Genomic DNA, 22,513 nt, shown 5'->3' with positions numbered 1-22,513 from the left:
CCACAGGGGCGCCTCGAGACCCTTCCTGGAGTGATGACACATGTCCTCTTCGACCACGCTGTACGGCGGCGCCGCCGGGCGCCGCGTCACCGTCCGCGACCTCGCCGCCGCCAAGGAGCGCGGAGAGCGGTGGCCCATGGTCACCGCCTACGACGCCATGACGGCGAGGGTGTTCGACGCGGCGGGCATCCCGGTCCTGCTGGTGGGCGACTCGGCGGCCATGGTCGTCTACGGCCACGACTCCACGCTGCCCGTCACGGTCGACGACCTGATGCCTCTCACGGCGGCCGTCGTACGCGGCTCGTCGCGCGCGCTGGTGGTCGCCGATCTGCCGTTCGGGTCGTACCAGTCCTCACCGCGGCAGGCGCTCGAGACGGCGGCGCGCTTCATGAAGGAGGCGGGCGCGCACGCGGTCAAGCTGGAGGGCGGCCGCCGGATCGTGCCCCAGGTCGAGGCGCTGGTCGCGGCCGGCATACCGGTCATGGCGCACCTGGGCCTGACGCCGCAGTCGGTCAACGTCATGGGCGGCTACCGCGTGCAGGGGCGCGGTCAGGCGGGCGACGAGCTCATGTCGGACGCCAAGGACCTGGAGGGTGCCGGGGCGTTCTCGGTGGTGCTGGAGTGCGTGCCGGCCGACCTGGCGCAGCGGGTGACGACGTCGCTCGCGATCCCGGCGATCGGCATCGGGGCGGGCCCGTCGACGGACGCGCAGGTGCTGGTGTGGCAGGACCTCATGGGCCTGACGCCTCGTCCGGCCAAGTTCGTCAAGCAGTACGCGGACATGGCGGGCGAGATGGACCGCGCCGTACGCGCCTTCGCCGCCGACGTCACCTCCGGCGCCTTCCCCGCGCCCGAGCACACCTACCGCTGACCGCCCCGCACCGGCCACCCCGGCGGGCCACGGGTCCGCCGGGGTAACGCCGGACGTGGACACCCGTCCGCGAGGCTGCGCGCGTCCGGTGACGGAGCACCGGACCTCGCGCGGCCGGTGTCAGGTGGTCAGGGTCGCGGGATCGGTGTTGGAGCCGCAGACGACGACCGCCACCCGCTCCCCCGGGCTCGGCGTGCAGACGCCCGACAACACCGCCGCGTACGCCGCCGCGCCGGCGGGCTCGGCTGCGATCCGGTGCCGTTGCCAGAGGGTACGGCGGGCGGCCATGATCGCCTCGTCGGTCACGAGGGCGCTCTCGACCCTGGGCCCGGAGAGGATCTCGAAGGCCAGGCCGCCGATCGTGCTGGCACCCAGCGCGTCGGCCCCCACCCCGCTCACCTCGACGGGAACCGGGCGGCCCGCCTCAAGCGCCGCCCGCAGGGTCGGGATCCGCTCGGGTTCCACGGCGACGATCCGCGGCCCCGCTCCGGAGACGCCCGCCACCGGCCCCGGGGAACCCACTGTGCCCACGGTGATGCCGGCGGCGAAGCCGCCGCCTCCGACGGCCACCACCACGGTGTCCACACCGCCGGTCTGCTCCACGATCTCCAGCCCGGTGGTCCCCTGCCCGGCGATCACCTCGGGCTGGTCGTAGGCGTGCACTGTCAGCGCGCCGGTCTCGGCGGCGCGTTTGGCGGCGGCCTCGGCTGCCTCGGAGTAGATGGCGCCGGTCTGCGTGGTGTGCGCACCCAGTTCCTTCAGCCCGGCCACCTTCACCGGGCTGGTCACCTCGGGCACGAAGATCTCGGCCCGCACGCCCAGCTCCCGGGCCGCGTACGCCACGGCCAGCCCGTGGTTGCCGCCGCTGGCCGCGATCACGCCGCAGTCGGGCAGCTCGCCGGCCGACAGGATGCGGTTGAACGCCCCGCGTACCTTGAAGGAGCCCGAGTGCTGGAGCAGTTCGAGCTTGAGGAACAGTCCGGGCGAGATCTCGAGCACCGGGGTGCGCAGCGCCAGGCCGCCGATCCTGCCGGCGGCGGCCCGCACGTCCTCATGGGCGACTGTGGTCACGTCGTCCTCTCGTTCATGACATACCTGGTCGTAGCACCCGACACTATGTCAGCGCCTGGGAGATGTCGGCCCACAGGTCGTCCGGGTGCTCGATGCCGGCCGCGATGCGCACCGTGCCCTCGCCGATGCCGCTGCGGGCCAGTTCCTCGGGGCTGAGTGAGCGGTGCGAGGTTGAGGCGGGGTGCAGGATGAGCGTCTCGACGCCGCCCAGCGAGGGGGCGAGCAGCGCCAGGCGTACGGAGCTCATGAACTTCTCCCCTGCCGCGCGCCCGCCGGCGAGGTCGAACGCGAACACCCCGCCGAACCCCGGCAGCAGCTTGCCCGCCAGCTCGTACGACGGGTGCGAGGCGAGCCCCGGCCAGTGCACGGCCGTCACGGCGGGGTGCTCGGCGAGCCGGACGGCCAGGTGGTGGGCGTTGGAGCAGTGGCGTTCCATGCGCAGCCCCAGCGTCTGCAGCCCGCGCAGCGTCAGCCAGGCCGCGAACGGGTCGGCCGATGCCCCGAGCTCGACCGAGAAGTGCCACACCTTCTCGTAGAGTGCGGCGTCGGCGAAGACGGCGAGCCCGCCGACCACGTCGGTGTGCCCGGACAGATATTTGGTCGTGGAATGCACAACGATGTCCGCGCCGTGCTCGATCGGCCGGCAGAGCATGGCCGTGGCGAACGTGTTGTCGACCACGGACAGGATGCCGAGCTCGCGGGCCACCGCGCACATGCCCGGCAGGTCGGCCACGAGCGTCATCGGGTTGCTGATCGTCTCCAGGTAGACGAGCCTGGTCTCGGGCCGTACGGCGGCGCGCAGGGCGCCGGGGTCGTTCTCCGGCACGTACGTCACCGTGATGCCGAACCGGCCGGTCAGCTCGTTGAGCATGGCGGCGGTCCCCCCGTACAACGATCGCTGGGCCACGATGTGGTCGCCGGGCTTGAGCAGGCCGAGCAGGACGGTGTTGATCGCGCCCATGCCCGACCCGGTGGCCACGGCTCCCGCGCCGCCTTCGAGCCCGGAGACGGCCAGCTCCAGGGAGCGGACGGTGGGATTGGTGTAGCGCCCGTAGACGTACGCGCCGTCGGGGCGGCCCATCGACGCGGCCATCACGGCGGGGTCCTCGAACACGAACCCCGAGGTCTGGTAGATGGGAACGCTGATCGGACGGCTGCCCTCGACGGCCGGCTGAGGCGGGTGCACGGCCCGCGTTTCAGGGCGGAATTCGCTCATAAGCCAAGGATCGCCCACAAATGGGACTCACCGTGAGGGCCAATGCCACAGAATTGGTCCATGAATGGGGCCAATCATGATGACCTGGTCGACCTGCTGGGCCGCTGGGCGTCGGGGCGCGGGCCGCTGTACCTGCTGCTCGCCACCAGGCTGCGGGAACTGATCGACGACGGCGTCGTGCCGCCCGACGAGCCGCTCCCGCCGGACCGCGTGCTCGCCAGGCGGCTGGCGGTGGGCCGGGGCACCGTGGTGGCGGCGTACGACCTGCTGCAGCAGGAAGGGCTCGTCGTGCGCCGGCAGGGCAGCGGCACCCGCGTGGCGGCACTCGGCCTGCCCGCGACGCGCTCGGCAGACGGAGTGGCGGCCAACCCGCTGCTGCTGCACCTCCTGCACCCGCCGGACAGCGTGCAACTGCTCACGTGCGCCGCGCCGCCCGACCCGCCGGAGGCGATGTTCGAGGCGTACGCGGAGGCCGGGGCGCGGCTGGCGGGCACCCGCTCCATGGGGTACCGGCCGGCCGGGGAGCCCGCCCTGCGGGAGGCGCTGGCCACGTACTACACCGGGCGCGGCGTGCCGACGACACCCGAGGAGATCATCGTGACGACAGGCGCGCAGCAGGCGCTCACCCTGCTCGCCGGGCTGCTGCTGTCCCCCGGGGACACCGTGCTGGCCGAGACGCCCACGTACCCGGGCGCTCTGGAGGGCTTCAGGCAGGCGGCGGCGGCCATCAGGCCGGTGACGGCGGAGCAGGCGGACGCTTCCATGCGCGAGCGTCCCGCGCTGGCGTACTTCGTCCCCACGGCCCGCAACCCGGACGGCGCCGTCATGGACCGTCCGGCGCGCAGGCGGCTGGCCGCGCTGGCCGCGGAGCACGACGTTCCGCTGATCGACGACGAGGCCCGCGCCGAGCTGTGCTTCTCGGGCGAGACGCCGCCGCCGCTGGCGGCGTACGGACGGGGCGAGCAGGTCATCACGGTCGGCTCCCTGAGCAAGCTCGTCTGGGGCGGCATGCGCGTGGGCTGGATCCGCGCGGCGGCGCCGCTGGTGGCGCGGCTGTCCAGGCTGCGGGCCGTACGCGACCTCGGCGGCGAGGTCTTCAGCCAGTTCGCCGCCGTCGCCCTGCTCCGCCGCCTCGACGAGGTACGCGCCGCGCGGGTGCGCACGTCCCGCCGGCTGCACGACCATCTCTGCGCCGGGCTGCGCGAGCGCCTGCCGTCGTGGACGTTCGAGCCCGCGCTCGGCGGCCAGACCCTCTGGGTAAGCATCCCGCGCGGCGACGCCGGCTCGTTCGCCCAGGTCGCGCTCCGTCACGGGGTCGCGGTGGCGCCCGGCCGGTCGTTCGACCCCGCAGGCGGGCACACCGGCCACATGCGGCTGCACTTCCTGCTCCACGAGGACGAGCTTTCGCGAGCGGTGAACAACCTGGCCGCGGCCTGGGCCGTCTACGACGGGTCGGACAAATCGGGCTCCCGTCGGGCCCTGGTCGTCTGACAGGGTGGGCTCATGGATTCGACCTTCGTACTCGTGCACAGCCCTTCCGTCGGGCCCTCGACGTGGGCCCCCGTGGCCGAGTCGCTGGAACGCCGCGGGCACGCGGCGGTGGTGCCCGACCTGACCGGCGTGACCGCGGGAGAGGCGCCCTACTGGCCGCGCGTGGTGGAGACTGTGCGCGCGGCCACACCCGCCAGCCGCGTGGTGCTCGCCGGGCACAGCAACGCCGGGCTCTTCCTGCCGTTGATCAAGGAAGGGCTCGACGGGCGGGTGGTGGCCTGCGTGTTCGCCGACGCGCACCTCCCGCCGCGCGACGGGCTGGTCAAGGCCGCCGACGACGGGTTCCTGCCGTTCCTGCGCGACCTGGCGGGCCCCGACGGGATGTTGCCGCGCTGGACCGACTGGTGGGACGAGGAGGACGTCGTGGCCCTGCTGCCCGACCCCGCGACGCGGGTGCGGGTGGCGGCCGAGCAGCCCCGGCTGCCGCTCGACTACTACACTCAGGCCCTGCCCGTGCCCGCCGGATGGGACGACGTCAGGTGCTCGATGTTGTGGTACGGCCCACCGTACGACACGATCGCCGAGGAGGCCGGGCGGCGCGGCTGGCCCGTGACCCGCCTGCCCGGTCAGCACCTGCACCAGCTGATCGACCCGGAAGGCGTCACCGACGCGCTGCTCAAGCTCTCCGGGAAGTCGTGAATTCTTCACTGCCGTCCGCGATCGCGCCCCGCGATAGTCGGACCCGTGAGAGCGATAGAAGTGAGCGGGCTCAGCAAGAGCCACCAGGGTTTCCCCGCGGTCAAGGACGTCTCGTTCGAGGTCGCCGAAGGCACGGTCTTCGCACTGCTCGGCAGGAACGGCGCGGGCAAGACCACGACGGTCGAGGTGCTCGCCGGTTTCCAGCGCGCCGGCAGCGGCACCGTGCGGGTGCTCGGCCTCGACCCCTGGTCCGACAGGGCGGCCCTGCGTCAGCGCGTCGGGATCATGTTGCAGGAGGCCGGGTTCTTCCCTGAGCTGACGGTCGCCCAGACCGTCGGCATCTGGCGCGACTTCACCGCCGCACCGCGCCCGCGCGACGAGGCGCTGGAGCTGGCCGGGCTGGCGGGCCGGTCCGGCACGCGGGTGCGCCAGCTGTCCGGCGGCGAGAAGCGCAGGCTCGACCTCGCGCTCGCCCTGCTGGGCCGCCCCGACGTGCTGTTCCTCGACGAGCCGACGACCGGCATGGACCCCGAGGCGCGGTCGAGGACCTGGGAGGTGGTCCGCGACCTGGCCGGGCAGGGCATCACGGTCCTGCTGACGACCCACTACCTGGAGGAGGCGCAGCGCCTGGCCTCCGCCCTCGCCGTCATGGACCAGGGTGAGATCGTGGCCTCCGGCGGGATGGCGGAGACGCTCGCGGCGCGGCGCGGGCGGGTGGCGTTCCGGATGCCCGCCGAGGTCCGTCCCGCGGACCTGCCGCTGGCGGTCACCCTGGAGGGCGACCTCGCCGTCTTCCGGGCCGAGGATCCCGATCTCGCCGCGCAGACGCTCCTCAGCTGGGCGGCCGCGCGCGGCGTGCGCCTGGCCGGCCTGGAGGTCCGTACGGCCACCCTCGAAGACCTCTTCCTCGACCTGTCCAGGAGCGCCCGATGACCGGCCCGATGACCGGCCCGATGAACATGGCCGCCACCTACCGCCTCGCGACCCGCCTGTTCTGGCGGGACAAGTCCATGGTGTTCGCCTCCGTGGTCACACCCGTCGGGCTGGCCGTCGGGATGCCCGCCCTCATGCGGAACGTGACCGGCGTCGCCGCGGCCACCCACGTCTTTCAGGGCGCGCTCGCGCTGCTGCTGGCGATCACCGCGTTCATGAACGTCACGGTCGTCCTGGCCGGCCGCCGCGACCAGCTCGTGCTGAAACGGCTGCGGGCGAGCCGGCTGACCGACGCGCAGATCCTCACCGGCCAGATCGCCGGCACGGCGACCCAGACCGTGGTCGTGACCGTGTTGTGCACGCTGGCCGTGCACCTCGTGGCCGGGGTTCCGCTGCCGGCGAACCCCTTCTCGTTCGCCGCCGTCGTGATCGCAGGCTCGGCCGTGTTGTCCCTGCTCGGCGGCGCGTACACGGCCGCCGTCCCGCGCGCGGAGCTGGCGGCGGCGTTCACCACGCCGGTGTTCCTGGTGGCGGGCGTCTCCGCGGGCGCGATGGGCCCCATCCCGCTGCCCTCGTGGCTGCCTCCCGTGCTCGACCTGCTGCCGACCACGGCCGTCGTCGACGCCGTCAGGACCGGCGACCTCGTCGTCCCCCTGTTGATCCTGGCCGGATGGACGCTGGCCGGGCTGGCCGCGATCCGGCTGTGGTTCCGCTGGGAACCACGCAGGTCATGATCGTCACCGTGATCTCGTCATCCGCCAGGCGGCTCGCGACCGGGTTGCTCGTCGGCGTCTCATGCGCCTACACGATGATCGCGCTGCTCTACTTCCAGCAGGGCGCGACCTACGGTGTGCTGGCCGCCATGGCGATCACCGCCGTGATCGCCACCCACTCCCTCAACATGCGGGCGGCGCTGCGCGATGCGCGCCCGCCGCTCTTCCCTGCCACGCTCGTGCTCCAGGCGGTCGCGACCTACCTGCCGGACCTGCTGCCGGGCGGCTGGTCGGCCGTGGCGGCCCCGCTGCTGGCCGGCACCCTGCTGGTCTTCCTGCCGCTGCGCTGGGGCGGCGCGCTGGTGGGGCTCATGATGGTCTACGAGGGCGCCGTGTTGTCCCTGTCGGGCCCTATGCCGGTGATCGTCGCCTTCTACGTGGTCACCGTGCCGACGACGGGGGCGATGACGTACGCGCTGGTGCGGTTCGTCCGGGTGACGGCCGAGCTGGAGGAGGCCAGGGCCGAGCTGGCGGACGCCGCGGTGATGAGGGAACGTCTGCGCATCTCCCGCGACCTGCACGACGGGCTCGGCCGCAGCCTCACCGCGATCGCGCTCAAGGGCGACCTGGCCGCCCGCCTCATGGAGGGCGATCCCGGCCAGGCCCGCTCGGAGGTGGGCGAGCTGGTTCTGGTGGCCAGGGAGGCGGCCAAGGACGTACGGCAGGTGGCCAAGGGCTACCGGGAGTTGTCTCTGACCGGCGAGGTCGACAGGGCGGTGGCGCTGCTGGAGTCGTCCGGGGTGGACGCGCAGGCGCACCTGGCCGACGTGCCGCTCCCCCGGCGGTCCGAGGAGGCGCTGGCGTGGGCGGTGCGCGAAGGGGTCACCAACGTCCTGCGCCACAGCCGGGCCACGACCTGCACGATCACGACGTCGCTGCACGACACGACGCTCCGTCTCGAGGTGGCCAACGACGGCGCGCTCACAGGCTCGGAACCCGCCGGCGGCGGGCTCACGGGCCTGGCGGAGCGGGCCGCGCAGGCCGGCGGCTCCTGCGCGGCCCGCTCCGCCAGGCCCGACGGGCGTGGGAGGTTTCCTGCTGGCCGTGGAGGTGGCGACGTGATCAGAGTGCTGCTGGCCGAGGACATGCACATGATCCGCGCCGCCCTCACCGCCCTGCTCCGCCTCGAGTCCGACATCGACGTGGTCGCGGAGGTCACCCGCGGCGACGAGATCGTGCCCAGGGCCATGGAGACCCGCCCCGATGTCGCCGTCGTGGACATCGACCTGCCGGTCGTCGACGGCATCACCGCCGCCGCCGAGCTGCGCGAGCGCCTGCCGTCCTGCCGGATCCTCGTGCTCACCGCGATGGGACAGCCCGGCCACGTGCGCAGGGCGCTGGCCGCCGGCATCGAGGCGTTCCTGGTCAAGGACGCGCCCGGCGACCGGCTCTCCGACGCCGTCAGGCGTACGGCCGCCGGCCTGCGCGTGCTGGACGCCGAACTCGTCACCTCGGCCATGGAGCACGGCGAGAGCCCGCTGACGCCCCGGGAGTCGACCGTGCTCAGGGAGGCGGCCAGGGGCGCGTCGGCCGAGGACACCGCCGCGCGGCTGCACCTGTCGCCCGGCACCGTACGCAACTATTTGACCGGAGCCATCACCAAGACGGGCGCCCGCAACAAGATCGACGCCATCCGCATCGCCGAGGACGCCGGCTGGTTGTGAGCCGGGTGCCTCACGCGGGTCAGATGTCGGTGACGCGCAGGCCGGCGTGCGCCTTGTAGCGGCGGTTGATGGAAATGATGTTGGCGGTCAGCGCCTCCACCTGGTGGGCGTTGCGCAGTCGTCCGCCATAGACGCCCCGCACTCCCGGGATGGCCTCGGCGAGGGCCTGCACCGTGCTCGTGGCCTCGCGGTCGTCGCCCAGCACCAGCACGTCGAGGTCCACCTTCTCCACCGACGGGTCCATCAGCACCACGGCCGACACGTGGTGGAAGGCGGCCACCACGCGGCTCTCGGTCAGCACCGCGGCGGCCTGCTGCGCCGCGCTGCCCTCCTCGACGGGGAGCGCGTACGCGCCCTGCTTGTCGAACCCGAGCGGGTTGACGCAGTCGACCACGATCTTGCCTGCCAGCTCGGCGCGGAGGGACTCCAGCAGCGCCTTGTGCCCGTCGTACGGCACCGCGACGATCACAAGGCCGGCCTGGGAGGCGACGGCGGCGTTCTCGTCGCCCGTCGCACCCGCACCGATGGACTCGGCCGCCTCCTGGGCGCGCTGGGCGCTGCGCGATCCGATCAGCACCGGATGCCCCGCGAGCGCGAACCGCCGCGCCAGCCCTTTGCCCTGGTCGCCGGTGCCGCCGAGGATGCCGATGGAAAGCCCGTTAACGTCAGTCATAAACAGATCATGCCAGCTCCGCCCCTCCGGACCGGCAGCCGGGCTCACCGCGGGCGAGCCCGGCCCACCGGCGAAAGGCGGATCCGGCGGCGGGTCAGCAGTTGCCGGACGTGGGCAGCCCGTACAACCGAAGCGCCAGCCACCCGATGGCCAGCGGCCCGCCCTCGACGGCTCCGGTGACGTGGTCGGGCGCGGGCAGCCCGGCCCAGCGCACGTTCACCCCGGCCCGGCAGTACTCCGAGCGCAGCGCCGACCCCACCGAGAGCGGGATGATCTGGTCCCCACTGGCGTGGTAGAGGAACACCGGCACCTCCGGGGCCACGGACCCGAGCCGGTTCTCCGCCAGTCGCGCCCGCCACTTGGGCTGGCCGAGCAGGTCGATCGGGCTCAGGTCGGAGAAGCGCAGCCCGGCGAGCTTGTCCAGGTCGCCCACGCAGTCGTCGGCGGCGTCGGCGAGCAGCGCACGGCCGCGATCGTTGAGGTCGGCGTCGAGGTCGAGCTCCGGGTAGGCGGCGTCGAGCCCCACGCCGGCGGCCGCGGCCAGCCCGAAGTCGTCGCCGCCGTCGAGATGGGCGGCGACGGCGTGCAGGTCGGCGGGCACGCCGCCGGCCGCGACGGCTCGCAGCCGCAGTTCGGGCGCGTACGCGGGCTGCAGCTGGGCGGCCCATCCGGCGGAGGCGCCGCCCTGGGAGTAGCCCATGACGGCGACGGGCGCCCGGCCGGACAGCCCCGCGCCGGGCACGCGGGTCGCGGCCCTGATCGAGTCGAGCACGGCGCGCCCCTGGGAGATCCCCGCCATGTACGTGTGCGGCCCTGGCGTGCCGAGCCCCTCGTAGTCGGTGATCGCCACCGCGAACCCCTTGAGCAGCAACAGGCTCACCAGCGCGAGCTCGGCCTCGCGGCCCTGGGCCATGCTGACGGAGGGGGCGCACTGGTCGCCGAGCCCGTGGGTGCCGACGGCGTACCCGACGATCGGGCGGGTGCCGAGCGGGTAGCGGCTCTTGGGCACGAGCAGCGTGCCGGAGACGGTGTTGGGCGAGCCGGTGGCGGAGGTGGAGTGGTAGAGGACGTGCCAGGCGTTGACCGGCACCTCGAGCAGCTTGCCCGGCAGCAGGTAGACGGTGGTGGGCCGGGCCGAGACGACGTCGCCGGGGGTCGCCGCGCGGGCGGGGGTGGTGACGAGGGACAAAACCAGCAACAGGGTCGATAACAGGGACAGGGACATGCTGACGCGCACACGTGAGGTCATGTGCCGCCCCTTTCTTGAGGATTACGCACTCGGGGGGCGGCGCCGCGAGCCGATCGTTACTCGCCGGTAACCCCTTGTCAAGGCCCGTTCTGGCGGGTGGCGGCCACCTGGTGTCCGTACACCACTCCCGAATCAGCCTCCCCGCGAGGACGACGTCGGGCACCATGGAGGGATGGACTCAGGATCGGTGGCACTCCTGCGCGAGCTCCTGGCCGACACCGGCTGGATCGACCGCGCGCGCGAGCTGGGTCTCGCCCTGCGCGCCACCCGCTCGCCCGGCGGCCTGCTGCTGGTCGGCCCGCCCGACGACGAACCCTGGCACCTGACCGCGCATCTCAGCGACGAGGCGCGCTACTCCGGGCTGACGCAGCTCACGCCCACCCTGGTGCGCTGGGCCCCGCCGAGCGACGCTCCCGCCCACCTGCGCGTCGGCTTCGACCGCCTGGAGCGGGCGGCGCGGGGCGAGACGTTGTTCGTGCTGGCCGAGCAGCAGGCCCCTGTCCCGCTGCTCGAACGCGTCGACGACGCCCGGCGCACGGGCGCGACGATCCTGGCGATCGAGGGCGGCGACGCCGAGCTGACGGGCCTCGCCCATGACGCGATCGCGGTGCCCCGCAGCGGGCCGGTGACGTTCGACGGCGCGCAGCACCTGGTGAGCGCGGCGGCCGGCGAGGTGGAGCGGCGCCTGGGGCTGCGCGAGCGCCTGGCCAGGCTGCTGGACAAGGTCAGCGGCCCGCAGGTGACCGACTGAGGAGGCGCCGGTGATCGTCGAACTCAGCCACCGTGTCGTCGAGGGAATGACGACCTTCCCCGGCATCCCTGGTCCGAAGCTCGGGGTGCACCTGAGCCGGGAGGACTCACGTGGGATGTACGCGCCGGGCACGGAGTTCCACATCGGCGTGATCACGATGGCCGCCAACACCGGCACCTACGTCGACACCCCGTTCCACCGGTACGCCGGCGGCGGCGACCTGTCGCAGGTGCCGCTGTCGAAGCTGGCCGACCTTCCCGGCCTGGTGGTGCGGGCCGCGGGGCAGCGCGTGGTGAGCCTCGACCGGGCGCTGGACGTACGCGGCCGGGCCGTGCTGATCCACACGGGATGGGACCGCCACTTCGGCACCGACGCCTACGCCCACGGACACCCTCACCTCGCGCCCGAGTCGGCCGCCTGGCTGGCCGGGCAGGGCCCGGCACTGGTCGGCATCGACTCGCTCAACATCGACGACACCCCGCCGCACGGCGAACGCCCCGCCCACTCGATCCTGCTGCGGGCGGGCATCCCCATCGTGGAGCACCTGACGGGGCTGGACGCGCTGCCCGACGACGGTTTCCGCTTCCACGCGGCGCCGCCGATGGTCGCCGGCCTCGGCACGTTTCCGGTCCGGGCCTACGCCGTCGTGCCTTAGTCGTCGTCCTCGTCGGCCTCATCCCATGCCTTGTTGCGGTCGGCGGCGCGCTGCAGCGCTCCGGCGGCTTCCTGCTCGGACGCGTAGGGCCCCATCCGGTCCTTGTTGGGGCACCCCTTGTCGGGCTCGACCCTCATGTGCTTGAGGCAGAACCACCACTGGCCTTCGCTCACGGGGTCAATTCTGCCCCGTAGACTCATGTTTCATGACGACACTGCTCCAGCCAGGGCGAGTTTCGCCCATGCGAAAGGTCCCCGCCCACATCGAGCGGCCGGAGTACGTCGGCAAGAAGCGCCCCACCACCGGCGAGTCCGACGTGAAGACCCCCGAGATGATCGAGCGTATGCGGGTGGCGGGCAGGATCGCCGCCCAGGCACTCGAGGAGGTCGGGAGAAACGTCCGGCCGGGCGTCACGACCGACGAGCTCGACAGGATCGGCCACGACTTCCTCATCGACCACGGCGCCTACCCGAGCACGCTCGGCTACAAGGGCTATCCCAAGTCGCTGTGCACGTCGATCAACGAGGTGATCTGTCACGGCATCCCCGACGACACCGTGCTGCGCGACGGCGACATCGTCAACGTCGACATCACCGCCTACATCGGCGGCGTCCACGGCGACACCGACGCCACCTACCTCGTGGGCGAGGTCGACGAGGAGTCGCGGCTGCTGGTGGAGCGCACACGCGAGGCGATGATGCGCGCGATCAAGGCGGTCGCCCCGGGCCGGCAGCTCAACGTCGTGGGCCGCGTCATCGAGGCGTACGCCAAGCGGTTCGGCTATGGGGTCGTGCGAGACTTCACCGGCCACGGCATCGGCACGAGCTTCCACTCCGGCCTCATGGTGCCCCACTACGACGACCCGTCGCTGCGGGTGGAGCTGGTGCCGGGGATGACGTTCACGATCGAGCCGATGCTGACGCTGGGGACCATCGACTACGACATCTGGCCCGACAAGTGGACCGCGGTCACGAAAGACCGCAAGCGCACGGCCCAGTTCGAGCACACCATCGTGGTCACCGACACCGGCAGCGAGATCCTCACCCTGCCCTGACCGTGCGCCGGCGCCCGCGTCACCGCCGCATGGGCACCACCCCGGTCACCGTGGTGCCCTCTCCCGGCACGGTGTTGACCGACAGGCTGCCGCCGATCTCCGCGAAGGCCGCCCGCATCCTCGCGATCCCGCGCCCCGTCACCGGCGCGGGAAAGCCTTTGCCGTCGTCGCTGACGGTCAGGCGCAGCCCGCTCCTGCCCGCGGTCACGGCGATGGAGACGGTCTTGGCCCTGCTGTGCCGCTCGACGTTCGACAGAGCTTCGCCCATCGTGGTCATGACGCCGCGCGTCACGCGCGACGGCACGTCCGTCGCGGGCAGCGCCCAGGTCTCGACCACGATCCCTGTGCGCTCCGACCACTCGGTGAGGCAGGTCTCCAGCGCCTCGGCCAGGCTCTGCCCCCCTCGCATCCGCGTTTCTTCCGCCAATGGTCTCGCCTCTCTTGGCACCGGGCCCACGCCGGTCCCCACTCCGGCGCTCCCGAACCCGCGCAGAGCGCAATCCCCCTCAAGGCTGCGCCCGCCGGCGAACAGGGTTATGCCCGTCTCCCCTGAAGGTCAGGCTACCCGCCGGTCGGTAGGCGTGTGCTGAGAAGATAGAAGGCCGTGGCCGAACGGCTACTCGCCCTTGTCAGCGCGGTTGAGACGGGCGAGGTAGGCGTTGTAGGAGTCGAGTTCCGGGTCTCCGGCGCTGGAGCGGTCGGCCTTGCGGTCGGTGCGCCGCGCCTGCCTGTCGTCGTCCTTGTACCACTGTGCCGCGATGGCCAGCAGCACGATCAGCGTCGGGATCTCGCCGAACCCCCAGGCGATGGCCCCGCCGTCGCGCTGCGTCTGCAGCAGCGTGTCGCCCCAGGTGCGGCCGAGCTGCTCGTACCATCCGGAGGCGATCACCGTGCCCATCATCATCAGGGCGATGCCGAAGAACGCGTGGAACGGCATGGTGACGAAGAGCATCAGCAGCCGCCAGACGTACGGCAGCCGGTGCGGCCCCGGGTCGACGCCGACGATCACCCAGAAGAACAGGCACCCGCTGATGAGGAAGTGCATGGTCATCCAGATGTGGCCGAGGTGCTCCTGCATGGCCGACTCGAACAGCGGCGTGAAGTAGAGCGCGTACGTCGACGTCACGAAGATGGACGTCGCCACCAGGGGGTGGGTGACGACCTTGGTGAACCGGCTGTGCAGGATCGTGGTGATCCACTCCCGCGGCCCGCGGTCGCCCCTCCTCGACGCGGGCCTGAGCGCGCGCAGGGCCAGCGTGACGGGCCCGCCGAGCACCAGGAAAATGGGCACGACCATGGAGAGCGTCATGTGCTCGATCATGTGCACGTTGAACATGACCTTGGCGTAGCGGGCCAGCCCGCTCTGCGTGGCGAACACCAGCAGCGCCACGCCGGCGAACCACGACGCCGTGCGGCCCCACGACCACGCGACACCCCGCCGCGCCAGCCGGTATACGCCCGCGCCGTAGAGCCCGGCCAGGACCGCTGCGACCACGGCGAAGAACAGGTCGAACCACCACAGCGTGAACACGTTCGCCGGCGACAGCTCCGGCGGCACGGGGAAGCCCAGCAGCTCGAACGCCCGGTCGGCGGGCAGGACGACGTCGGGGGGCCGCGTGCGCGACAGCGCCACGGCCAGCCCGACGGTGGCGAGCATGAGCAGCGTCTCGCCGCCCGCCAGCCGGGTGAACGCCCTGGGCCGGCCGGCCGCGAGGTCGGCCAGCGTGCGCTGGCGGTGCCAGTAGCCCACGTAGCCGAGCAGCACGAACGCCACGATCTTGGCCACGGCCAGCAGGCCGTAGTCGGACGTCCACAGGTCGGAGACCGCGCCCAGCCGGGCCACCAGGCTGAACAGCCCGGACAGCCCCACACCGACGTAGCACCACACGGCCATCCGGGAGAACCTGGTGGCGGCCACCTCCAGCTGCGGCTGGGCGCGCAGCGCGTGGACGGCCAGCACGACGAGCCCGCCCACCCACAGGGCGAGGGCGAGCAGGTGCAGCGCGACCGACGAGGTGGCCAGGTCGTGGTTGGGCGAGGAGGCGCTGTGCCCGGTCAACGGCGCGGGCAACATCGTCACCAGCGCGAACACCAGCAGCCCCGCCGCGGCTCCGGCGGTGATGGCGCCGCGCGAGAACAACGCGATCGCCACCCCGAACAGCACCACGAGCGTCAGCGCCACCCCCTGCGTGGTCTGGGTGGCGTAGCTGGTCAGGATGGTGCGCTCGAGGATCTGGGGCACCGTCCTGCCGATGGACTCCGCGGCCCCGAAGAGGATGGCGAGGAACGCCGACCCCGACCACGCCAGCGCCGCCCACGAGCTGGCCTTGACGTAGTCGACGGCGGTCCTGCCGAGCACGCCCTTGTCGTTGGGCAGCAGTGCGGCGGCCATGAGCAGCAGGCCGACGGTGGCGACCCCGGCCGCGTCCATGAGCAGCTTGGACAGCGGCAGCCCCCACCTGACGACGGCGCCGGCGTCTGGCAGGCCGGGAATGATCTTGGGGAAGGCGCTGCCTCCGGCGATCATGCCGATCACCAGGGCGGCGATCGCGGCCCCCGCGCCGGCGAGCGTGAGACGCGTCGCCCGGCTCACGGCTTCTTCTTCCGCGCGCTGAGCAGGAACCCGATGCCGATGCCGACGAGCGCGCCGATCACGATGATCAACCAGACGGGGAACGTGACCTGCTGCTGCGCCGAGGCCTGGTCGGCGTCCGCGGAGGTGCCCTCGGACGGGGGCGCGGAAGCGGCGGGCTCCGACGGTCCGGAGCTCGCGGGAACCGACGCGGGCGCCTCGCTCGTCGCCGTCTCCTCCTCAGGGCCGGGGGACGGCGTCCGCGCCCCCTCGACCCGGAACGGGATCTCCCCCTCGATCGGGTGGCCGTCGGAGGACACGACCCGGTAGGCGATCGTGTATTTCCCGTCGGGCAGCGGCCCCTTGACCGCCTGGCGCACGACCGCGCCGTCCAGCTCGGGCTTGCCCTGCTGGTGCTGGTCGTCGCCGGGCCCCCGTACGATCACGAACGGCATGCGCACCTTGGCGGTGAACTCGAGCTCGACCTCGTCGAGGGCCTCGACCTCGGCGCCCTTGGCCGGCGAGCTGCTCTTGAGCGCGTCGTGGGCCAGGGCGGGAGCGGCGCCGGACACGAGCAGGGCGGCGGCGAGCATCGCGGCGAAGGCCGCGAACGGGGATCTCTTCATGGCACCTTCAAGGCTACCGACGCCCCTGCCCGGTCCGGACTCCGATCTCAGGACCCGTCTACAGGCCCGCGCAGGCCAGTGCCCGCTGGTAGGCCTCGACCGCCCCCTCCGCGTCGCCCAGCTCCTCGATCGTCTCCGCCGTGGCCAGCCAGGTCGACGCGGAGCGGCGGGAGTCGGGCAGCGGCGTCAGCCAGTCGCGCACGGACGCGACGTGACCGGCGGCCTCGGCCGAGCGCCCGACGGAGCCGTAGGCCCTGCCGAGCAGCAGGTTGGCCTCGGCGCCGAGCACGTGACCGTATTCGGGGACCAGGTCCCTGCCGATCTTGGCGTGCTCGACGGCCTTGTCGAGGTCGTCGAGCATGTATTCGGCGTAGGCCAGCTCCACGTGGACCCGGGCCTTGTCGATGGTGCTGGTCGAGGTCTGCTCGAACTCGGCGACCGTCGCGCGCAGCTCGTCGCGTACGGCGGCGGCCTCGGTGGGCCGCGCCTTGAGCCGCTGCTGCAGGAGCGCGAGGCGCATCCTGGCGACGCTGCGCGGATGGCCGTGCTCCAGCTGCACCGCCATGGCCCGCTCGGCGAAGGACAGCGCCTCCTCGTTGTGACCGGTGTTGTAGGCGACGTTGGAGGCGATCCAGTTGGCGGCCACGATCGAGCGGGGCGTGCCGAGCGCGTCGGCCGCGTTGAGCAGCTCGGCCGAGAACTGGCGGGCGCGCAGCAGGTCGCCCCGGTGCATGTAGGCCGACAGCAGCGTCGCGGCCAGCTCGACGAGCGGATCGCTCCAGGGCAGGCGGGCGCTGCCGCCCAGCATCTGCTCGCCCACCGTGACGGCCTCGGTCAGCCGCTCGCTGTCGCGGTAGGCGCGGCACAGCACCATGGCGACCTCGATGCGCCGCTCGGCGGACAGCTCCTCGTCGCGGAGCTTGAGCAGGATGGGGATCGCCTCGTCGAGCGCGCCGGCCGCCTCGTGGGCGAGGGCCAGCCCGTACTCGGTGTCTTGACGAAGTGTGGGCAACCCTGTCAGGTTGCTGTTGGCCAGCAGTTCGCGGAAGCGGGTGCGGGCCTCGGCGACCTCACCGTTCTCGAGCGCCAACCGGGCGTAACCGAGAGCCAGCTCGATGTCCTCCATCTGCTCGGCGGTCACACCGTTGATCAGATAGGACAGCGAACAGTCCAATTTCTGGGCCAACAGCTCCAGAACGGCAGGAGTCGGGGTACGCTTGCCACTCTCGATCAACGACACGTAACTGTCCGACAACTCGGGATGCGCCAGCTGTGCCTGCGACAGGCCGCGTTGTCGCCGGACTGTCTTGATGCGAAGTCCAACCAGGTCAGATGTGGTCACAGTCGTCGCTCCCTGAGAAGATATAGTCCGAGCAACCCCCACATAGGCGAGGGAGAACCCCCATGCGTATGCGTATTGCCCTGTCGGCACTGGTCACTGCGATGATGGTCGCTGCAGCCCTTGCGGGCAATGCTACGACCGCGAGTGCCGAAATGTCGCCTGTCACCGCCAATCAGGACTCAAGCGACTGCTGCTGAGGCCCTCAGGCCGCAGGGGCACACCCCCGGCATCGGAACGCGAAACCGCACTGCGCTTCCGACACCCCGTGGACGATGAGGCACGCCCTCGTCATGTGTGCCCCTCAAACCCCGCTCCCAGGTGTTCCTTCGGCCCGGGTCCTCCAGCCCCTTCCTGATCCGGAAGTCTATCCGGCGCCGTCTACATTTGATCTACAGTGATCACTTCGACGACGCTGCCCTGGGGTGACGAAGGAGCGGGGAGTCGCGTGAGCGAGAAGATCTACATCCGCCTGCTCGGCGCGGTCACCGGTGAGCGGGAGGCCGAGCCCATCGATCTCGGCCCCGCCCGGCAACAGGTCGCTCTCGCGCTGCTCGCCTCCGCCCCCGCCCGGCCCGTCCCGATGCACCGGCTCGTCTCCGGCATCTGGGGCGAGGACGCCCCGCGCAACGCCGAGCAGAGCGTCTACACCTACATCTCCGGCTTACGCCGCGCCTTCGAGCCCTCGCGTGGACGCCGCGAGCCGTCACGGCTGCTGTCGGGCACGTCCGCCGGATACATCCTTCGCCTGCGGCCCGGGCAGGTGGACGCGGTGCTGTTCGGCGAACGCGTCGCAGAGGCTCACCGTGCTCAGCGCTCCGGCGACGACCGGCAGGCCGTACGCCTGCTCGACCAGGCCCTGCTGATGTGGCGAGGCATCGCGCTGAGCGGCCTTTCCGGCCCGTTCGTGGAGAAGGAACGCGACCGCCTGGAGCAGCTCCGGCTGTCGGCGGTCGAGCAGCGCGCGGAGAGCCTGCTGCGCCTCGACCGGCACGCGGAGATCATCGAGGAGCTGCGTGACCTCACCCGTCACCGCCCCCTGCGCGAGCGGGCACGCGAGCTGCTCATGACGGCGCTGTTCCGCTCCGGGCGCCAGGCGGAGGCGCTGGAGACCTTCGAGGAGGGCAGGGTCGTCCTCGCCGAGGAGCTGGGTCTCTCCCCCAGCGAGGGGCTGCGCAGGTGCTACGAGATGGTGCTGCGCGCCGACGCGGCTACGCTCTCGCCACAGCCGCGCCAGTTGCCGCGGCGGCTGGCGGAGTTCGTGGGCAGGACGGATGAGGTCGTCCGGCTGCGGGAGCGGCTGGCTCCCGGTGACGACGCGCCGCCCGGCCCACTGGTGATCATCACGGGGCCGCCCGGCGTGGGCAAGTCGGCGCTGGCCGTGCAGGTCGCCCACCTGGTGGAGGAGCGTTTCCCCGACGGTCAGCTCTACGTCAACTGCCGGGGCGCCACGCCCGAGCTGCCCGCGCTCAGCGCGCTGGAGGTGCTTGGGCGGTTCCTGCGCGCGCTCGGCGTGCCTCCCCACGCCGTGCCCTCCGACCTCGACGAGGCGGCCGCCGTGTGGCGCAGCCGCCTGCACGGCCGGCGGGTGCTGGCGCTGCTCGACGACGCCGCGGACCTGGGGCAGATCCGGCCGCTGTTGTCCACGCCGTTCGGCACCTCGCTGCTGGTGACCAGCCGCGAGACCATGACCTGGGGCGATGACTTCTTCCAGTTGGAGCTGGACCGGATGTCGCACGCGGAGTCGGCCACGATGCTGGCCGGGCTCGCCGGCGCGGGCCGGGTGACGGAGGACGCGGGGCAGACGGCGAGCCTGGTGCGGTTGTGCGACGGTCTGCCGCTCGCCTTGAAGATCGCGGGGGCGCGGCTCGCCGGCCGTACCGACTGGACCGTGGCGACGCTGACCGCCCGGCTGAGCGACGAGCGGCGGCGGCTGCACGAGCTCGCCGTGGGCGACCTGGCGGTGCGTTCCAGCCTCGCGGCCGGCCACACTGCGCTCGAACGCGGCCGCCGGGCCGTCGACCGGCAGGCCGCGCGCATCCTCGCGCTGCTCGGCCTGCTGCACGTGCCCGAGGCGACCGCCGAGGTGGCGGGCGCGCTGCTCGGCGTGCCGCCCGCCGAGGCGGAGCCGGGGCTGGAGCGGCTGGTCGACGCCCACCTGCTCGACCGCGCCGGCCAGGGCCGCTACCAGCTGCACGACCTCGTCCGGCTCTTCGCGGGCGAGTTGCGGCCGGACGGCGCCAGGGACGCGCTCATCCGCGTGTTCTCCTACTACGCGGCCTCGGCGCGGCTCGCGAGCAGCGTCATCGACCCGCACCGCGTGCAGACCGCCGCCCCCGTGGACGCGGTCCCCCACCAGGTGTCCGGCGTCGAGGAGGCCAAGGCGTGGCTGCACGAGGAGGAGCCCGTCCTGGTCGCCGCGGCCGCCCAGGCCATGGGCTCCCCCGACGAGGCGATCGCCAGGCTGGGGATCAACCTCGCGTTCGGACTCGCCTGGCACCAGCAGCGGGCCTACGACATGGCGACGATGCACGAGCTGAACACGAAGGCCCTGCGGCTCAGCGAACGGCTCGGCGACGAGGCGAGCGCGCAGGTCGCCCACGACTACATCGCCAACGCCCTGCGCGTGACCGGGCGCACCGACGAGTCCGTCGCCCACCTGCTGGCGTCGCTGGCGATCGCCAGGCGGCTCGGCGACGCCTTCGCCGAGCAGCGCGCGATGGGCAACCTCGCCGTCGTGCACATCACGGGCGAACGCTTCGAGGAGGCGCTCCCGTGGGCGGAACGCCAGCTCGCCCTCGCCAGGAGGATCGGCTCGCGGGTGGGGGTGCGCTACGCGCTGATGATGGCGGGCAACGCCCACCGCGGCGCCGGGCGTCCCGAGGATGCGTGCGAGCCGCTCAACGCGGCCCTGGCCGACGCCCAGGAGGTGGGAGACCTCACGCACGAGGCGCAGATCCGCATGGGGCTGGGCGAGACGCACCTCGCCTTGGGCCGGCCGGAGGAGGCGCTGGAGCACCTCGTACGGGCCTCCGACCTGATGACGCTGGTCGGCTACCGGATCGGGAAGCTGCGCTGCCTGGTGGGGCTGTCGTACACGCACCGGATGATGGGGCGGCCGGACCGGGCGCTGGCCTGCGTGACCGAGGCCGCCGGCTTCGGCGGCGCGCTCGGCAACCCCCGCTGGGAACGGCGACTCGCGGAGGAGCAGGCGGCGGTGCACAAGGCGCTGCAGCCCTGAAAGGCGGCACTGAGCAGTGGCACCGAGCCTCTATCCGGGCGTGCCGGTGTCCCTGAGTGCGAGGAAGAGGTCGACCCGGTCCGCCATCGCCGACAGGTCCCTGCCGGTCAGCTCCTCGATCCTGCGCACCCGGTAGCGCACGGTGTTGACGTGCACGTGCAGCCGTTCGGCGCAGGCGTTCCACGATCCGGCGCAGTCGAGGTAGACGCGGAGGGTGCCCACGAGCTCCGACTGGTGGGTGCGGTCGTAGTCGAGCAGCGGCGCGAGCAGCCGGGCGGTGAACGAGCGGCGCACGTCGGCCGGCACCGTGGCCAGCAGCAGCGCGTGCGTGTAGATCTCGTCGCTGGTCACCACGCCGCCGTCGCGGGCCTCGGCCAGGCGTCTGGCGTGCCCGGCCTCCTCGATCCCGCCCTTGACGGCGGCGGCACCGGTCAGCGCGCCGCTCAGCCCGGCGCAGACGCGCGTCCCCTGCAGGGCCGACAGCACCCGTACGCCGGCGCGCAGCCGGTCGGCGACCTCCGAGGCGCTGCGCCCGCGCAGGGGCACCACGGCGACCGCACCACCCGAGCCCGCGCCACCACTCATGGCCGGACCCGCGGCTGGACCCGTGGGCGTGCCCACGGCGGCGACCGCCTCGCGGCCGAGCAGCTCCTCGACGACCTGGCCGCCGAGCGCGTCGGGGCCGAGCGCGTCGGGAGTGGCGGGGCCGGGGGCGGTGTCCTGGCTCGGCACGGTGGCGTTCACGACCGTGTACGGCTCCGCCGCGTCGATGCCGCACGTCCGCAGCCTGGCGTTCAGCTCGGGCAGGTCGGCCTCGGTCAGCGCGGCGGCGACGAGCTGGCCGATCAGGCGGCGTTCGACCCTGCGCCCCTCCTCCATCCGGCTGCGTTCGAGCGCCACGCAGGCGGCCAGCTCGTAGCCGACGTCGGCCCTGCCGAGCAGGTCACCGTCGCAGGCCAGCGCCCAGCCCGAGGCGCGGTGGCCGCGTCCGACCGCGAAGATCGTGCTGTCGCCGGCCCGCGCGGGAAGCCGGGGCGCCGTCAGGTACGCCGTGGCCAGACGTACCGGGTCGTCGGCCGCCCCGACGATCACTTCCCCGGACGCGGACACGACGGCGCCGGTGACGCCCAGTTCGGCGGCGGTCAGCCGGAACAGCTCGGGAAGGTCCGCGCCCTCGGCCATGGCGGCGACGAGCCTGCGGTGGCTGCCGAGCGCGTGGCGGACGTCGCCGGACAGGCGGGGCACGACCAGTTCGGCGAGCGTACGGAAGGACACCTCGGTCGGCACCTCGACCAGCGGCAGCCCGGCGGCCTCGCAGGCGGCCACCAGGTCGCCCGGCACGTGGCCGAGCCAGGCCTGCCCGGCGCCGAGCGCGGCGACGCCGGCCTCGGACAGCGCGGCCACGAAACGCGCCGAGTCCGCCGGCTCGTGCCACCACATGAGCCCGGACAACACCAGCTCGCCGCCGCTCAGATACCGCCCGGGCTCGGGCAGGTCGGTGATGTGCACGGTGCCGAACTCGCGGGCAGGGTCGCCGGCCAGGAGCGTGAGGCGCAGCTCCTCGATGGCCAGCAGGTGAGAGATGCGCATTTGGAGGAATATACAAGGAGGTACGCACAACCGCTGACCGGGATT

General features: G+C 72.7%; 20 protein-coding genes. 10 read left to right on the top strand and 10 right to left on the bottom strand.

Features of this window, described 5'->3' with window-relative positions:
* The first annotated feature begins 40 nt into the window (after positions 1-40).
* Positions 41-871: a 3-methyl-2-oxobutanoate hydroxymethyltransferase gene (gene panB / locus GUY59_RS11350; RefSeq protein ID WP_138199656.1), complete on the top strand. Its 831-nt coding sequence runs from the start codon at positions 41-43 to the stop codon at positions 869-871.
* Between the two features lie 120 nt (positions 872-991).
* Here the strand turns inward: panB and GUY59_RS11345 are convergent, their stop codons facing one another.
* Both GUY59_RS11345 and GUY59_RS11340 read right to left on the bottom strand, forming a co-directional pair.
* Positions 992-1,942, bottom strand: coding sequence for a serine/threonine dehydratase (locus GUY59_RS11345; RefSeq protein ID WP_138199657.1), 951 nt, complete (start codon positions 1,940-1,942; stop codon positions 992-994).
* 43 nt (positions 1,943-1,985) lie between these two features.
* Positions 1,986-3,158 (bottom strand): trans-sulfuration enzyme family protein, encoded by a 1,173-nt coding sequence (locus GUY59_RS11340; protein ID WP_138199658.1) that lies wholly within the window; start codon positions 3,156-3,158, stop codon positions 1,986-1,988.
* A 60-nt stretch (positions 3,159-3,218) separates the two neighbouring features.
* On the opposite strand from GUY59_RS11340, the gene yczR reads away from it, so the two are divergent.
* From yczR to GUY59_RS51320, 5 genes are read left to right on the top strand one after another with little or no spacing between them, the layout of a single operon-like run.
* A complete protein-coding gene (yczR, locus tag GUY59_RS11335) occupies positions 3,219-4,649 on the top strand; it encodes an aminotransferase-like domain-containing protein (protein WP_138199659.1) in 1,431 nt (476 codons plus the stop codon).
* A gap of 12 nt (positions 4,650-4,661) precedes the next feature.
* Positions 4,662-5,348: an alpha/beta hydrolase gene (locus GUY59_RS11330; RefSeq protein ID WP_138199660.1), complete on the top strand. Its 687-nt coding sequence runs from the start codon at positions 4,662-4,664 to the stop codon at positions 5,346-5,348.
* Positions 5,349-5,393: 45 nt separating this feature from the next.
* Complete coding sequence (locus tag GUY59_RS11325; protein ID WP_138199661.1) at positions 5,394-6,281, top strand: ABC transporter ATP-binding protein; 888 nt, start codon at positions 5,394-5,396, stop codon at positions 6,279-6,281.
* A complete protein-coding gene (locus tag GUY59_RS11320; protein WP_138199662.1) occupies positions 6,278-7,015 on the top strand; it encodes an ABC transporter permease in 738 nt (245 codons plus the stop codon). Before GUY59_RS11325 ends, GUY59_RS11320 begins: the two co-directional genes overlap by 4 nt.
* Positions 7,016-7,023: 8 nt before the next feature.
* Complete coding sequence (locus tag GUY59_RS51320) at positions 7,024-8,718, top strand: helix-turn-helix transcriptional regulator (protein WP_161714485.1); 1,695 nt, start codon at positions 7,024-7,026, stop codon at positions 8,716-8,718.
* A gap of 19 nt (positions 8,719-8,737) precedes the next feature.
* On the opposite strand, the gene npdG is transcribed toward GUY59_RS51320, so the two are convergent.
* Positions 8,738-9,391, bottom strand: a complete 654-nt coding sequence (gene npdG / locus GUY59_RS11310; RefSeq protein ID WP_138199663.1) for an NADPH-dependent F420 reductase — start codon at positions 9,389-9,391, stop codon at positions 8,738-8,740.
* A 94-nt stretch (positions 9,392-9,485) separates the two neighbouring features.
* Entirely contained in the window at positions 9,486-10,640 is a 1,155-nt protein-coding gene (locus tag GUY59_RS48495; protein ID WP_269128756.1) for a lipase family protein, read from the bottom strand.
* A gap of 172 nt (positions 10,641-10,812) precedes the next feature.
* Between GUY59_RS48495 and GUY59_RS11300 the strand changes: the two genes are divergently transcribed.
* Together GUY59_RS11300 and GUY59_RS11295 are read left to right on the top strand one after the other, a co-directional pair.
* Complete coding sequence (locus GUY59_RS11300) at positions 10,813-11,391, top strand: hypothetical protein (RefSeq protein WP_132330322.1); 579 nt, start codon at positions 10,813-10,815, stop codon at positions 11,389-11,391.
* Positions 11,392-11,401: 10 nt separating this feature from the next.
* On the top strand, positions 11,402-12,046 hold the full coding sequence (locus GUY59_RS11295; protein ID WP_138199664.1) for a cyclase family protein: 645 nt from the start codon (positions 11,402-11,404) through the stop codon (positions 12,044-12,046).
* On the opposite strand, the gene GUY59_RS11290 is transcribed toward GUY59_RS11295, so the two are convergent.
* Entirely contained in the window at positions 12,043-12,246 is a 204-nt protein-coding gene (locus tag GUY59_RS11290; RefSeq protein ID WP_132330326.1) for a hypothetical protein, read from the bottom strand. The genes GUY59_RS11295 and GUY59_RS11290 overlap by 4 nt on opposite strands.
* 5 nt (positions 12,247-12,251) lie before the next feature.
* On the opposite strand from GUY59_RS11290, the gene map reads away from it, so the two are divergent.
* Positions 12,252-13,100 carry a type I methionyl aminopeptidase gene (gene map / locus GUY59_RS11285; RefSeq protein ID WP_132330328.1) on the top strand — a complete coding sequence of 283 codons (849 nt, stop codon included), beginning with the start codon at positions 12,252-12,254 and terminating at the stop codon, positions 13,098-13,100.
* A gap of 19 nt (positions 13,101-13,119) precedes the next feature.
* On the opposite strand, the gene GUY59_RS11280 is transcribed toward map, so the two are convergent.
* The 4 genes from GUY59_RS11280 to GUY59_RS11265 all read right to left on the bottom strand — a co-directional run bounded on the left by GUY59_RS11280 (position 13,120) and on the right by GUY59_RS11265 (position 17,640).
* Complete coding sequence (locus GUY59_RS11280) at positions 13,120-13,509, bottom strand: sensor histidine kinase (protein WP_138199665.1); 390 nt, start codon at positions 13,507-13,509, stop codon at positions 13,120-13,122.
* Positions 13,510-13,716: 207 nt separating this feature from the next.
* A complete protein-coding gene (locus GUY59_RS11275) occupies positions 13,717-15,693 on the bottom strand; it encodes a cytochrome c oxidase assembly protein (RefSeq protein ID WP_138199666.1) in 1,977 nt (658 codons plus the stop codon).
* Positions 15,690-16,298 (bottom strand): copper resistance CopC family protein, encoded by a 609-nt coding sequence (locus tag GUY59_RS11270; protein ID WP_138199667.1) that lies wholly within the window; start codon positions 16,296-16,298, stop codon positions 15,690-15,692. The genes GUY59_RS11275 and GUY59_RS11270 overlap by 4 nt, the downstream gene beginning before the upstream one ends.
* A gap of 58 nt (positions 16,299-16,356) precedes the next feature.
* Complete coding sequence (locus GUY59_RS11265) at positions 16,357-17,640, bottom strand: helix-turn-helix domain-containing protein (protein ID WP_138199668.1); 1,284 nt, start codon at positions 17,638-17,640, stop codon at positions 16,357-16,359.
* Between the two features lie 445 nt (positions 17,641-18,085).
* On the opposite strand from GUY59_RS11265, the gene GUY59_RS11260 reads away from it, so the two are divergent.
* A complete protein-coding gene (locus tag GUY59_RS11260; protein WP_161714484.1) occupies positions 18,086-20,878 on the top strand; it encodes an AfsR/SARP family transcriptional regulator in 2,793 nt (930 codons plus the stop codon).
* Between the two features lie 30 nt (positions 20,879-20,908).
* Here GUY59_RS11260 and GUY59_RS11255 read toward each other — a convergent pair whose 3' ends face one another.
* Positions 20,909-22,468 carry a PucR family transcriptional regulator gene (locus tag GUY59_RS11255; protein WP_138199670.1) on the bottom strand — a complete coding sequence of 520 codons (1,560 nt, stop codon included), beginning with the start codon at positions 22,466-22,468 and terminating at the stop codon, positions 20,909-20,911.
* Between the last annotated feature and the right edge of the window lie 45 nt (positions 22,469-22,513).

It is taken from the genome of Nonomuraea sp. K271, assembly GCF_009908215.1.
Taxonomy (GTDB): Bacteria; Actinomycetota; Actinomycetes; order Streptosporangiales; family Streptosporangiaceae; genus Nonomuraea; species Nonomuraea longispora.
The sequence above is the reverse complement of the archived record's forward strand: the minus strand, read 5'-3'. Positions and strand labels throughout refer to the sequence as shown.

Excerpts from the sequence above, each read along its gene's own strand:
- panB (WP_138199656.1), top strand. The coding sequence starts at position 41 with ATGTCCTCTTCGACCACGCTGTACGGCGGCGCCGCCGGGCGCCGCGTC.
- GUY59_RS11340 (WP_138199658.1), bottom strand. The coding sequence starts at position 3,158 with ATGAGCGAATTCCGCCCTGAAACGCGGGCCGTGCACCCGCCTCAGCCG.
- yczR (WP_138199659.1), top strand. The coding sequence starts at position 3,219 with ATGAATGGGGCCAATCATGATGACCTGGTCGACCTGCTGGGCCGCTGG.
- GUY59_RS11330 (WP_138199660.1), top strand. The coding sequence starts at position 4,662 with ATGGATTCGACCTTCGTACTCGTGCACAGCCCTTCCGTCGGGCCCTCG.
- GUY59_RS11320 (WP_138199662.1), top strand. The coding sequence starts at position 6,278 with ATGACCGGCCCGATGACCGGCCCGATGAACATGGCCGCCACCTACCGC.
- npdG (WP_138199663.1), bottom strand. The coding sequence starts at position 9,391 with ATGACTGACGTTAACGGGCTTTCCATCGGCATCCTCGGCGGCACCGGC.
- GUY59_RS48495 (WP_269128756.1), bottom strand. The coding sequence starts at position 10,640 with ATGACCTCACGTGTGCGCGTCAGCATGTCCCTGTCCCTGTTATCGACC.
- GUY59_RS11300 (WP_132330322.1), top strand. The coding sequence starts at position 10,813 with ATGGACTCAGGATCGGTGGCACTCCTGCGCGAGCTCCTGGCCGACACC.
- GUY59_RS11290 (WP_132330326.1), bottom strand. The coding sequence starts at position 12,246 with ATGAGTCTACGGGGCAGAATTGACCCCGTGAGCGAAGGCCAGTGGTGG.
- map (WP_132330328.1), top strand. The coding sequence starts at position 12,252 with ATGACGACACTGCTCCAGCCAGGGCGAGTTTCGCCCATGCGAAAGGTC.
- GUY59_RS11280 (WP_138199665.1), bottom strand. The coding sequence starts at position 13,509 with ATGCGAGGGGGGCAGAGCCTGGCCGAGGCGCTGGAGACCTGCCTCACC.
- GUY59_RS11270 (WP_138199667.1), bottom strand. The coding sequence starts at position 16,298 with ATGAAGAGATCCCCGTTCGCGGCCTTCGCCGCGATGCTCGCCGCCGCC.
- GUY59_RS11255 (WP_138199670.1), bottom strand. The coding sequence starts at position 22,468 with ATGCGCATCTCTCACCTGCTGGCCATCGAGGAGCTGCGCCTCACGCTC.